This window comes from Gemmatimonas sp. UBA7669 (assembly GCF_002483225.1).
Classification (GTDB): Bacteria; Gemmatimonadota; Gemmatimonadetes; order Gemmatimonadales; family Gemmatimonadaceae; genus Gemmatimonas.
Window position 1 is genome coordinate 52,665 of record NZ_DLHL01000011.1, and the last position, 15,456, is coordinate 68,120.

Consider the following 15,456-nt stretch of genomic DNA (forward strand, 5'->3'; position numbering starts at 1 on the left):
TGGAGCGACTGCACCAGGGGCCGCGGGTGTTCGAACCGCTGAAGCGCCGAGCGCGAGGCCGGCAGCAACCGTCAACACGCCCAAGCGGGTGAGACGGTTTGCCGCGCTGTGGTGGAGCTCGGCGCGTTGTGTCATTGGTTCAGTTCCTGTCGACGTTTGCTCGCCAGCGCGCTGGCGGCGAGCAGGGTGAAGGGGCACACGGTGGCGATGAAGACCGAGGCAATGAACACGGATGTGCGGGCCGGAATGGTGTCCGGCGACGCGTCGGGCTCTCCGCGAACCAGCGTGACGCCCAGCATGAACAGCGGCTGCACCGCCAGCACGAGCGCACCCCAGCGCCAGGCCTTCACCGGCGACAGGTACCCGCACAGGCCGGCCGCGGCCATCATGAGCATGAGCCACAGCAGCTGCACCGCGCCTTGCGGAATGCCGCGCGCGCTGAACCAGGGAATGGCGTCGATGATGGCGTAGCCCACCAGTCCGCAGGCCACGGCGAGCGCGGCCGCGCGTGACGCGGGCATGGTTCCGGTGGTGGACATCTCGGGGGCGACGGACATGAAGAACACCTCAGGTGCCGGACTGCGCACCTGCTGAAAGGAGTACGAGTCGAGCGGGGCCCGCCGTTGAGCGGACACGCCTATGCGCAAAGTTAGCGGTCCGCCCGAGTTCCCCCCATTGGCAGCGCCGAAGCGGGCTGGTCACGGGATTGCCTGACGGAATGTCGGGCCGGCCAGTGCGTGACGAATCGTTGTGGGGGACGTATGCTACACGAGCGGGCGGCGCAGCCCGTACGCCGGGCGTGCCTCCCCCTCCCTCGCCGCATGCTCCCTCGCCTTAGGGCTCTGTTCGTCCTGCTGGTCGCCATCGCCCCCGCAGTTTCACAGGCCCAGTCACGGCCTGGGCAGATCGATGACGCCGCGTATGTGGGATATGGACGACGCGACGGCCTGCCGGACGCACCGGTACTGAGCCTGCGCCTCGAACGCAGCGGGCATCTCGTGGCCGGAAGCAGTCAGGGTGTATACCGCTTCAACGGACGGAGTTGGCAAGCCGAGTCGCTGCCCCCGATGGTGTCCCGCCGCGAATACCGCGATGTCCTGGAGGGGCCCGGCGATGTGCGCTACTACGTGCACACGTTCGGCGTCGTGTTGCGCCGCGGCACGGCATGGGAACGCGCCGACACGCTTGAGACCGACGTTGCGCCCATCTACTCCGCGACGCTCTGGCGCGAGGCCAATGGCCAGAGTGCACTCATTGTCGGCGCACGGGGCGGCGTGTTTCGTTGGCGCGAGACAACAGGTTTCGATCGACTACCGCTGCCCGCTGGCATGCCGGCACTCGATGCGATGGTCGACGCGGCCCCGGGTGCACAAAGCCGCGGCGACGTGTTGTGGGTTGGCACGCGCGGTGGCGGCGTGGCGCGTCTCGAGGACGGAGCCTGGACACATTGGGACGCTGACGATGGCCTTGGTGCGCTCACCATCGAGCACGTGGCGGCAGCGCCCGCTGGTGATCGCGTGCAGGCGATTGTGGCCACACAGGCGGGCGCCTTTGTGCTGGAGGACAATCGCTGGCAGGCCATCGGGCCGCAGCAACATCTCGCGCGCGCCCTGCGCATCCTCGTGAACGGGCGCGGCGAGACCTGGCTGGGCGCGCTGAGCGGCGAACTCTATCGTGGCATCGATGGACAGGCGTTCACGCTGGTGGAGCTGAGCGGACGCACGCGTGGCTCGCGGGCGCAGGTATTGCGCGCAATCGCCCATGAACGGGACCGCGTGACGGTCTACGCGGGCTTCCGCAGCGGATCGCTGTTGCGCTTTCAACTCGGCGGGGCCGGCCGTCTGGTGGTGCCGCCGCAGTGGATCGGTCATCCGGTGACGGCACTCGCGCGCACCCGCGGGGTTGGCGAGAGCGGCTTCTGGAGTTGGATGCTTGGAGTGGGCGCGGTGCAGTTGCCCGACCTGCGTACACTCGGCGCCGACAACGTGTTTCTCGAAGGCGGCGATGGCCGAGTGCGCATCCTGCCCACACGCAACGGACGGCAACGCCTGCTGCTGTCGGTGGAGTGGCGCCTCTTCGAATATGCCGCGGGCACCTGGCGCCGCCTCAACGGCCTTGGCCCGGGCGACTATATCCACGGTCTGCTGGAAATGCCGACCCCCGGCGGCGTCACACGGCCCGTGGTCATCGGCACGGGCGGCGCGTGGATCGTCGGCGACAGCGATCAGCTCACGCCCTGGGAGGGTTTTCCGGTCGACATCATCAGCGTGAACGTCGACACGGCTCGCACACCCAACGCCGATGGTTCGCCACATCTGTCCGTGCTGGCCATCACCCGACAAGGCGTGATGCATCGCTTCGATGGAGCGCGATGGACGCGGCCGGACGTGCCACCGCGCCCGGGCCAGTCGTTCATCCGGGCCAGTACCGCGGTGCGCCTGGCCTCCGGTGAGCATGTGCTGGTGCTGGGGACGGGTGAGGGCCTCGAGGCACTGTGCTTCGCGGGCGGTACCCGACGCTGGAAACGTCTCGACGCGGATGGGTTGTGGACGGTGGCCGGCCGCGAGGTGCTGGACCTCGCCAGTCTGCCCGATGGCCGCGTGGCTGTTGCCACGGGTGACGGTCTGCAGATTCTCGATCTCGGCGCATCCATGAACGAGCCGGAACGCATCGTGACGTCGTTCACCGATGCCGATGGATTGCCTCATGCCTTTGTCTCGACCATCGGCGGCATCGACGACCAGGAGCGTCTGTGGGTTGGCACCACGCTCGGCGCTGGTGTCATTCCCCTGCGCGCCATGAACATGGAGCGAGCACCGCCACGATTGCTTGGGGTCGATATTCGCAACGGAGCGGGCCAACCCATCGCTGACGGCGACCGCGTGGCGGCCGATGAAGCGCGCCTCGATCTCACCGCCTACGCCACGTCGTACCATCGCGATCTCGACTTGCGCTATCAGGTGGAGCTCGATGGCGTGCTGCTGCACCGTGCGCCGTGGACTGACCGCACCACGCATACACAGCTCACGCTGCCCACCGGACCGCACGTGCTGCGCGTGCAGGTCATGGACTTTGAGGGACGCCGCTCGCCGGTGTTCGAGCGTCGATTCAGCGTCCTGCCACCGCTGTGGCGATCGCCTGGCGCCGTGCTGGGTTATGGCGTGCTGTTCTTTGGGACGTGGCTGGGCATTCTGCGCTGGCGCACGCGCACGGCGCAACGCCGCGTGCGTGATGCCGAAGCCAATGAACGGCGCCTGTCCATCAGCGAGGAGCGGTTTCGACGTCTGTTCGAAGACGGGGTGAACCCGCAGCTCCTCGTGCTCGACGGCGTGGTGTGGAAGGCCAACGCCGCCGCGCAGCAACTGCTGGCGCAGGACGGGTCGCTGGCCGGCACCCGTGTCGAGCTGTTGCTTCCCGTTGCCGACGGCCTGCCTGGTGGCATGGCCGAGGGGCCATCGTCCGACGTGTGGCGCCGGGAACTGGTGGGGCGGACCACGCAGGGCGAACCGCTGCCGCTCGACGTCCGGCGCACACGCATTCCCCTCGACGAAGGCACCCTCGAGCACCTCGAGTTGCAGGACCTGCGGGAGCGGGAGCGCCTGGCGCGTGAGCGGCGCGAACTCGAGGCCCATGTACGCGAAACGCAGCGTCTCGAATCGGTGGGGACGCTGGCCGGTGGTGTCGCGCACGATTTCAACAACCTGCTCACGGTCATCCAGAGCAACGCCGAGCTGGCCACGCACGAAGTGCAGCAGGCGGCAGCGTCCGTACCGGCAGCGGCCGACGCGCTACGGCAGATTCTGGTAGCCAGCCGCCGCGCGCGCGAAGTGGTGCGTCAGATTCTCACCTTCAGCCGCAAGACGCCGCCGCGGCGCAGCGACATTCACATGCGGACGCTGCTGGACGAGACGCTCACGTTGCTGCGCGCCACCATTCCGTCCACCATCACCCTCACAGTGGACGATCACGCTGGCGACGCCTGGGTTCCGGGTGACGCCACGCAACTGCAGCAAGTCCTGCTCAACCTCTGTGCAAACGCCGAACACGCCATGCGGGCCACGCAGGGCGGCGTACTCACCGTTTCGCTCAAGTGGGCAGACCGTGACTCGCAACTCCCGAACGGGCACCCGAACGCGCACCCGGACGAGCAGGCCACGCTGGTGCTGGCCGTGCACGACACCGGCAGCGGCATGACTGATGACGTACGGGCGCGCGCCTTTGAGCCGTTCTACACCACCAAACCCGTTGGCGAGGGCACGGGCCTCGGACTCAGCGTGCTGCACGGTATTGTCGGTGCGCATGGCGGTGACGTGTCGCTGCAGTCCGTGCCCGGTGGCGGTACCACGGTCACGGTGCGTTTGCCCGCGCACCGCCGCAACCCGGCGGCCAGTGGCCCGCTGACGCCCGCTTCCACTGACCGGGTCGGTGCACGTCGGCGCGTACTCGTCGTGGACGACGAGCCAGCCATTGCACAGGTGCTGCAACGCACGCTCACCCGTCGCGAGTTTGTGGTGGAAACGGCCAGCAACGGCGCGGAGGCGCTCGCACGTCTGGAACGGCTCCCGGACATCGATGTGCTGGTGACCGACCACACGATGCCGGTCATGACGGGCGCTGAGCTCATCACGCGACTGCGCGAGTCGGGCAATGCCTGTCCCGTCGTGCTCATGTCCGGCTTTGGAGCGGTCATCAGCGACGAGCATCTCGCGCCGTATGCCGATGTGCAGCGACTCGACAAGCCGTTCGCCACCGATGAGCTCGTGCGGCTCATTGCCGGGAGCGCGTAGGCGCCGCCGCGGTCAGTCCAGCGGGGTGATGCCCGAGATCACATAGACCACGTCGCCATCAGCAATACGCGACGGCGCGTAGAATGCGGCGCGGGTGGGAAACCCCAGGCGACTGTCGAAGCTGAGCTCCACGCGCTCGTAGAAGTCTGAGCGCAGCGCGTCGCGAATGCGCGGGAAGAGACTGTCCACCACCACACGGCTCGACCAGAACTGTGGTTCGATGGGCGTGCCATCGACGCGGCGCACGTCCACAATGGTACTGCCGTGCACCGTCACCAGCGCCGGCTGTACCATCTCCCGCAGACAGAAGCACTCTTTGGCCGCCACCATGCGGTAGTTGCGGAAGCCGCGCTGCTTCCACAGCAGTTCGGCGCGCTCGAGGTCCCGCAGCTCCACCACACCGGCGGGTGGCGCATCGCTACCGCAGCCGGTGAAGGTGGACACCACCCCCAGCAGAAGCAGCGGGACCATGTGACGACGCAGGCGGGATGACAGCATACCCATGCTACCCCGGCGTGACCCATTCCGTCACTGGTCTGGCAGGCCCAGGCGTCCGGGTCGCGCTCAGAAGTTGAACTGGGCCTGCAAACGCATGAGGCGGCCCACCTGCTCGTTGATGGGGCGCGTCTTGTCTTCGAAGCGCCGATCGCCCTGGTACCACGCGGCCACCAGCTCGAAGTTGGCATGAGGCTGCCACTCGACGCCGAACTCCACGTCGTTCACGTCGTAGCTGCGGGCATCGCGCTCGTGCTTTTTGCCCCCATCGTACACCTGGTATCGCACGAAGGGCGACCAGACCTGCGTACGCGCCCGGTGCTGCCAGGTGACGGTGACGAAGCCACCCCGGAGAGACTGCGTTTCGATGCTGTCCGTCGCGGGATTGTACTCCGGGCCACGGCCCACGTTGTACTCGGCCAAAACACCCAGCGGCTGTGGCGCGATGGCCAGCGTGGCCAGCACCCGTTCGTCGCGGTAATCCCAGTCGGCGCGCCCCTTCACACCGGCGGTTCGCTGATCGGGGGTGATGCGATACATGCCCGTGTAGGCGGCCACTGAGGGCTCGATGATCTGTCCGCGCACCAGGAAGGGATAGGTGACACGCGCCACCACATGCTGATTGTCGTTGGCCTCGGCCCGGTTGGCCGTCTGGCCATTGTAGACGCCTACGGTGACGACCCCATAGTCGCCGCTACCCTTGAGATTGTCGTTGACCAGATGCGCGAACCGCTCACGCACCACGCGCGGCGCCCACATGAAGAACACACCGAGGTCGCGCTCATTGGCGTTGGCGCTGTTCGTACCGTCGGCGCGATCGAGCGGCAGTCGGTTCTGACTGCTTTGCATGTTCTCGAAGCTGAACGGCACCTTGCTTTGCCCGACGCGCAGACGGAACTCGTTGGCCTTGTCGAGGCCCAGGTCCACGTACCAGTCACGCAGTTGCGCGATGTTGCCCGTGGTGCCGGCCGAGGAAGCGAAATCGGGTTGCAGGTAGATGAACACCTGCGGGTGCACGTACCCCTGAAAGATGATGCGCGCCCGACGAATGAAGAACCCGCCGTTCTCCCCCCAACTGCGGTCACACTGCTCGCACTGCAACTGGGGGTTGTTCTCGAGCAGCCGGTTGTAGCGGACCTGCCCATAGCCGCGGATGCGAATGTTTTCGTACCAGGCCTTGGCCTTCGCCGGCTTGGCCTGCGCGGCCACCGTGGTGTCAGTCCTGGCTCCCTGGCTCTGCCCTTGCGCCGTGGTCTGGGCGCGCAGGTGTGCCGGTTGCACCAACCCGGTTACGGTGATCGCGATGGCGAGCACGGCTGGCCGGAGCAGCCCCATGGGCTGTTTGGAGTTCAGGAGGAGCGGAGTCGAGCGCTTGCGGATCATGGCCACGGTTTGAGGTCGGTCACCGATTCACCGGCGTACTGCGACCGAACCGTAACGGACCGTTACACACAAATGGCTTGCGTGACAGGTCCGTTACACAGCCGTGGACGGTCCGTTGCAGAAGGCCGGACCTGCCAACGACAAACGGGCGATCCAGCGGTCATAGTGACCGACAGATCGCCCGTTCTGTAACGCCCGACTCAGCTCTTGAGATACGCCTGCACGCGCTTGCGGAATCGCTCGGCCAGCAGGCGACCCATGTCGCACTCCGTGGCCACCCATTCGGCGTTGCGCAGGGCCACCGGATTGCCCGAGGCCTCACGATAGCCGGCCAGCCAGGGCTCGACCCGCGTGAAGAGCAGGATGCCTTCGCCGTTGTTGCTCTCCAGCAGATAGTCGGCGTTCACGATGCCGTGCCGCGCCATGGCGTAGGCCATCTCCCAGTACGAGAACACCTGTCGGAAGGCGGCGTTGAGCGGATGGTCAGGGGCCATCACCGCCATGACGTCGTCGAGACTGCGCGGGAGAAAGTTGGCCACGAGCGCCCGCCGCGATTCGCGCATGACCGCCTCGCGGCGGAGCTCATAGAGTTTGAGGACCAGCTCGGCGTCGTGGTGATCCGGATGTTTCTTGCGTGACACGTTCAGCGAGGGGTAAGGGTGGAAGTCAGTAGCGCCAACTCAGCGTGTCCGCGCCACGGGGCGCACGGGCACGCATGCGATCGAGAATGCGCGGGATGTACATCTGGTGATAGCGCAGACGCGAGTAGGCGTTGCTGCGCGTGGGGTCACCGTTCCAGCAATGTTCCGCACGATCTCCGTAGAGAATTTCCCCGGTCCACTTCGGGTTGCTGGTGGAGCGCAGAAACTCCTCGGTGAGATACACGGCGTTGTTGAGGTAGTAGTTGTCCATGTCGCCCACGTAGATGTTGATCTTGTCGTGGACCTTGGGCCCGAGCGTGTTCCAATCGCGCCGCAGGATGTAGGACAGGTCGTAGTTGTCGCGCCAGTAGCGGGCGACGGCGGTGTCGATCACCCCGGTTTTCTTGTCCCAGATGGGCTTGGGGTAGCCGTCAGGCCCCATGGGCGAGTAGGTGGCCTGCCAGATGTCCCATTGATCGCCGCTGCGCCCCTTGCTGCCCAGCGCGGCCTCGCGGCGATTGGCTTCCTCCATGGTGTTGCGCACCTGACCGAGCCAATTGCGCTGGCCCGGACGCGGCGTGCGCCGCCACGGCCCTTCGGCAAAGTAGGCGTTGCGATCTTCGTAGAGGTTGAAGACCGTGTTGGCGCGGAAATCAATGGGATCGGGACACGCGATGTAGGCGCCGTTGAATTCGTCGGGATAGAACACCTGCACCGCCATGGCTTCCCAGCCACCCGTGCTGCCGCCGTAGGTGATGCGCGCCCACCCCTGACCGATGCCGCGAAAACGGCGCTCAATCTCGGGGATGAGTTCGTACATGATGGCGTCGCCCCAGGGCCCCTGCGATGCGGAGTTCACCGCATACGAGTCATCGTAATAGGGCGTGGGATGACGGACTTCCATGAGCAGCACACGCGGGAAGTCCGGCCCCGTCCAGTCCTTGTAGAACTGGTGATGCAGTTCCTGCTGGATGCGATTGTAGCCGCGCAGATTGAAGCGGGCGGAGAAGTCCGGGGCCAGATTGGGATCGGGTGGTGTTTCGCGAAATCCCTCGAAGGTGGCGGGGAAATGTCCGTGATAGACCACCAGCGGGTAGCGGGCGTTGGGATGTGTATCGAAGCCCGCCGGCAGCAACACGTTGGCGCCGATGAACATGTCGCGCCCCCAGAACTTCGAGAGGCGCTCGCTACGGATGGTGACGTGCTTGATCCAGCGCGTGTCCTCTGGCGGCGCGATGGGAGCGATCTCACGCTCAAGCACGACGCGCGGGCGCATGCGTTGCCGCGCATCGAGTGTGATCCAGCGCGGCGTCGAGTAGAGATTGCCCGGCTTGCGGCTCCACTGCTGCCCCTCCCCCTTGTCGGGCGGCAGCTTGACGCTGTGGCCCGTGCTCAGGCGAAAGGTCTCGTAGCGATTGAGGACGGCCTGCACCCAGTAGCGTCCACGCGGCAACTCACGCAGGGAAACCAGCGGATAGCCATCGGCGCGGGCGTCCACCAGCCGCGTACCGCCAGGCGCCCATCCTTCCACATCGACACCGAACACCTGCTGCGTGGCCACGTCGTCGCTGACCTGAAAGCGTGGCTCACGGGTGCTGTCGGTGGAGATGAGCAGCAGCAATCGCCCATCGAGTGGCGTGGTGGCCTTGCCGGCTGGCAGCTGCACCTCCACCTGCACCGCCAATGGCGGGGCCGGCTGGGCGGCGAGTGCCGTGGCCTGCAGCCCGGCGACGAGGAGGGAGAGGAATTTCGTCATCACCGTTCGATGTAGGTTTCGCGCGTGATTTCCCAGCCCATGGCGCCGAGCCGCCATTCGGCGGTGTACTGCCCATGCTGCTCACGGGTGCGCCCGCCTTGTCGCCAACGGCCAACCCACTGCCCGCGCTCGTTGGCGGTGCGGCCGTCAGCGGCGACATGTACCACCTCGGGCGAGCGCACATAGCCCCCGAATCCCCGGTCCTGCATTTGGGCTTCCCAGGCGTCCTGGTTGGCGGCACGTCCGCGCAGGAGCGGCCCGCCTGCCACTTGCACTTCGATGTCTTCACTCATGAACGACACCACGTAGTGCGCGTCGAGTGATGCGATGGCGGCGTTGGACTGCTTGCGCAGCGCGCGAATGGTGGCGGAGATGTCGGCCATGTCCAAAAGATAGCGCCGAGAACGCCATGACCGCACAGCAAGAAGCGCCGACTCAGCTGAGTCGGCGCTTCTCTGTGCCGTCCGAGGAGGTTCGTGACGACCTGTGGTCGTGATGGCGCCTGCAGCCATCTGAGTCCCCGTTGACACCCGATTGGGCGGGCATGCAGCCCGGCCAACGGCGCGTTCCACACTGCGGTGGAATGTTGCAGCGGGTCGATGCGCGCGGTGCCGTCTCGCTACGCCTCTTTCACCCCGAGGAATCGGGATCGATCCCCGACCCGCCGAGGCATCGTGGAGGCATCGCCCTCACTCTGCACGACCATAGTGCAACCGTTCGGGCCTTGTCGCCATAGGGGAATCCTTTACGCGACCTCGACCGCGCGACCTCCACGTCGCTGGCTCATCCGCCCGTGCCGAACTGCCGCGTGAACTTCACGAACACCGTGCGCTGCTGCGGCCGCACCCAGTCGAAGAAACCGTTGGCCTCGCGGCCGTCGTTGAACACCACGAAGAGACCGGTACCTGCCGTGTTGAGCCAACCGAATCGCACGTTGGCGGACCAGATGCGCTGCTGGTTGTTGAACTGCGTGAGCGTTTGCACGAACACGCGTGGCGTGAAGAAGTAGTTGAGTCGCACGGCTTCGAGCGTGCGCTTGAAGTCCCCCTCGGGCAGTCGCACGTCGTTGTGCTCTACCGTGAGCGAACCGGAGAAGGTCGCGCCACGCCGCAGCGTCACGGTACCCGATCCGCCGCGCCGCGTGCCCGTCCAGAAATCACCCACATCGAAGCGGCCGTTGGCCCAGATGTTCTCACTGGGGTCGGTCTGATAGTCGAAGCCCAGCGTGCCCCAGCTGTACTGCCCCGGCTGCAGCACCACACCGGGCGCAATCTCAAACGGCGCCTGCAGCCCCTCGTGCGAGATGTTGTACTCGGGCCCGAAGCGCGAGCTGTTGGCAAACTCGATCTCCGTGACATCGATGTGCCAGTAGCCCGTCTGGTAGAAACCGTCGCGCTGTCCGAACACGCCGCGATAGCTGGCGTGTGGATTCCACTGACGGAACTAGGACCACTCCGGCTTGCGCACCAGGCGCATCATGGACACATCGTAGCTGCGATAACCACCGGGCCGGCTCATGAAGCCCACCTCGGGGTTGAAGCCGTCGCCCACCTGGGCCACGCGCGCACTGTGGTTCCACACGTTCGTCTGGTAGGCCACACGCGCACTGTACGCATATTCGTCGCCGGCGCGGCCAGGCGTTTCCGTCCGTGCCGCCCAGAGGTCACTGGTCCAGGCCTGCCCAATACCGATGCGGCCGTCGAGCGCATAGGTGCGATTCACATCGGCGCTGCTGTCCGTGCTCATGCGCTGCACGAACATCGCACCCACTCGCGAACGCGACGACAACTCGCGGATGACACGACCCACCGAGAAGGACTGTCCGGTGCTGAACTGATCGGGCGCATCGGTGACCATCTGCAGCAGGCCCACCGTGGTCGATCCAATGCGACCCGACAGGCGCCCACCACCCAGGATGGGCTGCGGCGCACCGTTCTCGGCAATGCCAATGCGCCGGGAGAAGAACAGATCCACGGCCTGCGGCGTCCCGGCACTGAACACGCCGGCGTTCTCGAGGAAGAACGGCCGCTTCTCGGGGAAGAACACCGGGAAGCGCGTGAGGTTGACCCGCTGATCGTCCACCTCCACCTGGGCAAAGTCGGTGTTGTACGTGAGATCGAGTGTCAGCGACGGCGTGACACCGTACTTGATCTCGCCACCGAAGTCCGAGGGACTGCGCGTGGCGCGCACTCCATCGGTCCACTGCGCCTGGCTTGAGGTGAGCACGTAGGGCGTGATGGTCTGAATGCGGCGCACCGGCACCTTGAGATTGTCGAGCGTGCCGGCCAGCGACAAGCGATACAGATTGAACTGCCGCGGAATGAACGCCCAGTACAACTCTTCGTTCTTGCGCCGGATCATGCGCGACACATTGTGCCCCCACGACTGCTCGTCGTCACCCGACTGGTAGCGCAGCGTGGAGAAAGGGATGCGGAACTCGGCCGTCCACCCCAGCGAGTCAATGCGTGTGGCCACCGTCCAGGAGGCGTCCCAGTTGACGTTGAAGCCGCCCATGGCGCCAGCCATCATGCGGTTCTGACCGGCCACGTTGGCGCCGCCGCCCTCACCTTCGCGAATGACCTGGCCATCGTACTCCACACCAGCGGGTGTGGTGGCAAAGACGAAGCCGTTCTGTCGGTCGCGATAGGTGTCGAAGATGAAGGCGATGTAGTCGCTGTTGGCGAGCTGCACGTCGCGAATCTTTTCGCCGGGTACGATGAGCCGCGGCTCGCGGTCGTACATGCGCGCACCGATGTAGAGATTCACCCCATCGGTGGCAAGCCGCACTTCGGTGCGCTCCGAGGCTGGCACGCCCTCGTTGAGTTCGCGCTGCACGAACTCGCTGATGGGTGTGCCCTCACGCCAGAATGCTTCGTCGAGACGGCCGTCAATGGTGGGCGCCGTCGTGATGCGCAGGGCGGCAGCCGTGGGCAGGGGGCGGGCGCGGGCGGCGCGGGCAAACGAATCCGCCACCGCGGCATCGAGACGAATGGGCGTGGCGTTGCCGGTGTTGGGCTGCGCCGAAAGAACGGCAGGCGTCAGCACCGCCGCTGATGCCAGCAGCAGCGCCCGCAGTACGAGCGTCATGGGAAACACGGGGAGAGGAGGGGAGTGTCGGGTCCTGCGTACCACAACTGCGCGGAGGCAACCGGCGTCGGTTACTCCGGGATGACCGCCGTGACTTCGATTTCCACGAGGGCCTGATCTTCCATGAGCGCCACGACCTGCACGGCGGTCATGGCAATATCGTAGTGGCCGATCAGCTCACGGAAATGCTTTCCTATGGCAGGCAATGCGGCGCGATACGCTGCCCGATCGGTTACGTACCAGGTCATGCGAACGATGTGCTGTGGCCCGGCGCCGGCCACCGCCAGAACCGCCAGCACGTTTTCCAGCGCCTGCCGGGTCTGCTCGGCCATGTCGTCACTGTGAAAGACCTGCTGCGCGTCCCAGCCGACCATGCCGGCCACATGCACCTGCCGGCCGGTGGCAAGCACGCCGTTGGCGTAGCCGCGGGGCCGCGGCCAGTGTGGCGGAAGCAGTGGCGTGTTCATGAGGCGACGGGAGGTTCGAGGTCACGCAGGCGAAAGCGCTGCAGTTTGCCGGTATCGGTGCGTGGCAAGGCCGGCACATACGCCACCGCGCGCGGATACTTGTAGGGGGCCACCGACTGTTTCACAAAGTCCTGCAGGGCCTTGGTCGTTTCCGGTGTCGGTTCATATCCGGGGCGCAACACGACAAAGGCCTTCACGAGTTGACCGCGCTCCTCGTCTGGCACTCCGATGACGCCACATTCCGCGACGGCCGGATGCAGCAGCAGCACGTTCTCCACCTCAGGCCCCGCGATGTTGTAGCCCGACGAGATGATGATGTCGTCGGTGCGCGCCTGATAGTGAAAATACCCGTCGCCGTCCATGACGTAGGCGTCACCGGTGTAGTTCCAACCGTCTTGCACATACTGCCGCTGGCGCTCATCGCGCAGGTAGCGGCAGCCCGTCGGGCCTTTGACGCGCAGACGTCCCACGGTGCCCGGCGGCACGGGCACGCCTTGCTCGTCCACCACTTCCGCCCGATAGCCGGGCACCGGGACACCGGTGGCCCCGGGCCGCGCATGGGCTTCATCGGCCGAGATGAAAATGTGCAGAAGCTCCGTGGCCCCAATGCCGTCGATGAGTTCCAGTCCCGTCACGTTGCGCCACAGGGCCCGCGTGGCGGCAGGCAGGGCCTCACCGGCCGAGACACACTTGCGCAGCGAGGTGCCCTGCAACGCCTCGGGATGAGCCGCCATGGCGCGATATGACGTGGGCGCGGTGAAGAGCACCGTGGCACCGAATGCACGAATGGCGTCGAGCAGATGCGGTGGCGTGGCCTTCTCCAACAGCACGGCCGAGGCACCAATGGACATGGGGAAGAGCACCAATCCCCCGAGGCCAAAGGTGAACCCCAGTGGCGGACTGCCGATGAACACATCGTCCTCGGTGGCCCGCAGCACGTGTGGCGGCCAGCAGGCACAGATGGCCAGCACATCACGGTGAAAGTGCATGGTGGCCTTCGGAATGCCCGTCGTACCCGACGTGAAGGCCAGCAAACAGGTGTCGTCGGCCGCTGTGTCGACTGCCACGAACGGCGCCTCATGGCGCGACATGGCCTGCTCGAGCCCGTCGGGACCCTCGTCGTGATAGCAGCAGATATGCTGCAGCACCGGTGTCACGGCACGCGCCGCATCCAGTTCTTCCCGCAGTGCCGCGTCACACAGCGCGTGCGTGACCTCGGCAATCGCGATCATCGTGCTGAGCTCCTTGGCCCGGAGCATGGGCATCGTGGTGACGGCAATGGCCCCCACCTTCATGACGGCGAACCAGCACGCCACCAGCATGGGATGATTGCCACCGCGCAACAGTACGCGGTTGCCGGGCACTACCCCCATGTCGTGCACGAGCACATGCGCGATACGGTCGCACTGCGCCTGCAAGTCCCGGTAGGTCCACCGCAGCCCCGGCGCGATGAGACACGGCCGGTCACCGCGACCTGCGGCCACCGGCGCATCCAGCAACGCCGCCGCACAGTTGAGTGTTGGCGGGAACTGCAGCGCCGGCAGCTCGAACAGAAACTCCGGCTGGGTCTCGGGCGGCGGCAGATGATCCCGGGCGAAGGTATCGACGTGGGCACTCGGCATGGGCACCGCTCAGGTGCTGGGGGCCGGAGCGGCCCCGGCCGATGCGGTCTCACGCAGCAACTCACGCGCAATGATCAGCTGTTGCACCTCGCTAGCTCCCTCGTAGATGCGCAGCGCACGAATCTCGCGATACAGTCGCTCCACCGGCATGTCGTGCAACACACCGAGTCCTCCCCACAACTGCACGGCGGCATCGATGACCTGCTGCGCCCCTTCCGTGGCAGCATACTTGGCCATGGCCGCCTCACGGGTGACCGGCCGCCCCTGATCCCGTTGCCACGCCGCGCGATAGGTGAGCAGGGCCGCCGAGTCGATGGTGATGGCCATTTGCGCCAGACTGGCCTGCGTGAGCTGCAGATCGGAGAGCACGCCACCAAAGAGACGGCGGGACGTGGTGCGGGCCAGCGCCTCGTCAAGGGCACGCCGCGCCATGCCCAGCGCGGCGGCCGCCACGGAGGTGCGGAACACGTCAAGCGTCCGCATGGCAATCTTGAATCCCTCACCGGATGCGCCGATGCGTGCCCTGAGCGGCACGCGGCAATCAGTGAACCGCAGACGGGCCAGTGGATGCGGCGCCATCACATCGAGGCGTTCGGCCACCTCGAGACCCGGTGTATCGGCGTCCACCACAAACGCGGAGATGCCACGGGCGCCCGGCGCGTCACCCGTGCGTGCGAACACCACGTAGAAGTCTGCGATTCCACCATTGGAGATCCAGGTCTTTTCGCCGTTGAGCAGCACGTGGTCGGCGTGAACGGTGGCGGCGCACTGCAGCGCAGCCACGTCAGAGCCCGCATCCGGTTCGGACAGCGCAAAGGCGGCGATTGCCTCACCACCTGCCACGCGCGGCAGATAGCGCACACGCTGCTCGTGGGTTCCGGCCAGCGAAATGGCGCCCGATCCGAGCCCCTGCATGGCGAATGCGAAGTCCAGCAGCGCGTCATGCCGCGCGAGCGTCTCGCGCGCAAGGCATACCGCGCGGGTGTCGATGACATCGGATGCCCCGCCGTACGCCTGACCGGCCACCGCGTGCCGCAGCCAACCTCCCTCTCCCAGCACGCGCACGTAGTGCCGGCAGCGATCGTCGACGTTTCGCCCATTTGCCTCGGGGGCCGACGCGGCATCGACGTGCTCCGCAGCCCAGGCATCCAAAGTGGACGCGAACCGGGCATGATGCGGCGCAAAGAACGGCCAGTGCAGATACTGAGTGTCGGCCAT

12 protein-coding genes are annotated in these 15,456 nt (G+C 66.2%); 1 reads left to right on the top strand and 11 read right to left on the bottom strand.

Going from position 1 to position 15,456, the window contains the following annotated elements; genetic code table 11:
* Positions 1–131: 131 nt before the first annotated feature.
* Entirely contained in the window at positions 132–557 is a 426-nt protein-coding gene (locus tag B2747_RS02675) for a hypothetical protein (RefSeq protein ID WP_291156559.1), read from the bottom strand.
* 264 nt (positions 558–821) lie between these two features.
* Between B2747_RS02675 and B2747_RS02680 the strand changes: the two genes are divergently transcribed.
* Positions 822–4,787 (top strand): ATP-binding protein, encoded by a 3,966-nt coding sequence (locus B2747_RS02680; protein ID WP_291156562.1) that lies wholly within the window; start codon positions 822–824, stop codon positions 4,785–4,787.
* Between the two features lie 12 nt (positions 4,788–4,799).
* Here B2747_RS02680 and B2747_RS02685 read toward each other — a convergent pair whose 3' ends face one another.
* The 10 genes from B2747_RS02685 to B2747_RS02730 all read right to left on the bottom strand — a co-directional run bounded on the left by B2747_RS02685 (position 4,800) and on the right by B2747_RS02730 (position 15,456).
* Positions 4,800–5,285 carry a DUF6174 domain-containing protein gene (locus tag B2747_RS02685; protein WP_291156564.1) on the bottom strand — a complete coding sequence of 162 codons (486 nt, stop codon included), beginning with the start codon at positions 5,283–5,285 and terminating at the stop codon, positions 4,800–4,802.
* A gap of 66 nt (positions 5,286–5,351) precedes the next feature.
* A complete protein-coding gene (locus B2747_RS02690) occupies positions 5,352–6,665 on the bottom strand; it encodes a porin (RefSeq protein WP_291156567.1) in 1,314 nt (437 codons plus the stop codon).
* 200 nt (positions 6,666–6,865) lie between these two features.
* The gene (locus B2747_RS02695; protein ID WP_291156570.1) at positions 6,866–7,306 is read right to left on the bottom strand and encodes a DUF4760 domain-containing protein; all 441 of its coding nucleotides are present in this window, start codon (positions 7,304–7,306) and stop codon (positions 6,866–6,868) included.
* Between the two features lie 25 nt (positions 7,307–7,331).
* Positions 7,332–9,062 (bottom strand): hypothetical protein, encoded by a 1,731-nt coding sequence (locus tag B2747_RS02700; RefSeq protein ID WP_343125854.1) that lies wholly within the window; start codon positions 9,060–9,062, stop codon positions 7,332–7,334.
* Positions 9,062–9,445, bottom strand: a complete 384-nt coding sequence (locus tag B2747_RS02705) for a YybH family protein (protein ID WP_291156575.1) — start codon at positions 9,443–9,445, stop codon at positions 9,062–9,064. The genes B2747_RS02700 and B2747_RS02705 overlap by 1 nt, the downstream gene beginning before the upstream one ends.
* 400 nt (positions 9,446–9,845) lie before the next feature.
* Positions 9,846–10,469: a hypothetical protein gene (locus tag B2747_RS02710; protein WP_291156578.1), complete on the bottom strand. Its 624-nt coding sequence runs from the start codon at positions 10,467–10,469 to the stop codon at positions 9,846–9,848.
* 36 nt (positions 10,470–10,505) lie between these two features.
* Positions 10,506–12,149, bottom strand: coding sequence for a carbohydrate binding family 9 domain-containing protein (locus B2747_RS02715; RefSeq protein WP_291156581.1), 1,644 nt, complete (start codon positions 12,147–12,149; stop codon positions 10,506–10,508).
* A 71-nt stretch (positions 12,150–12,220) separates the two neighbouring features.
* The gene (locus B2747_RS02720) at positions 12,221–12,616 is read right to left on the bottom strand and encodes a RidA family protein (protein WP_291156584.1); all 396 of its coding nucleotides are present in this window, start codon (positions 12,614–12,616) and stop codon (positions 12,221–12,223) included.
* Positions 12,613–14,238, bottom strand: coding sequence for an AMP-binding protein (locus B2747_RS02725; RefSeq protein ID WP_291156586.1), 1,626 nt, complete (start codon positions 14,236–14,238; stop codon positions 12,613–12,615). The genes B2747_RS02720 and B2747_RS02725 overlap by 4 nt, the downstream gene beginning before the upstream one ends.
* 9 nt (positions 14,239–14,247) lie before the next feature.
* Positions 14,248–15,456: an acyl-CoA dehydrogenase family protein gene (locus tag B2747_RS02730; RefSeq protein WP_291156589.1), complete on the bottom strand. Its 1,209-nt coding sequence runs from the start codon at positions 15,454–15,456 to the stop codon at positions 14,248–14,250.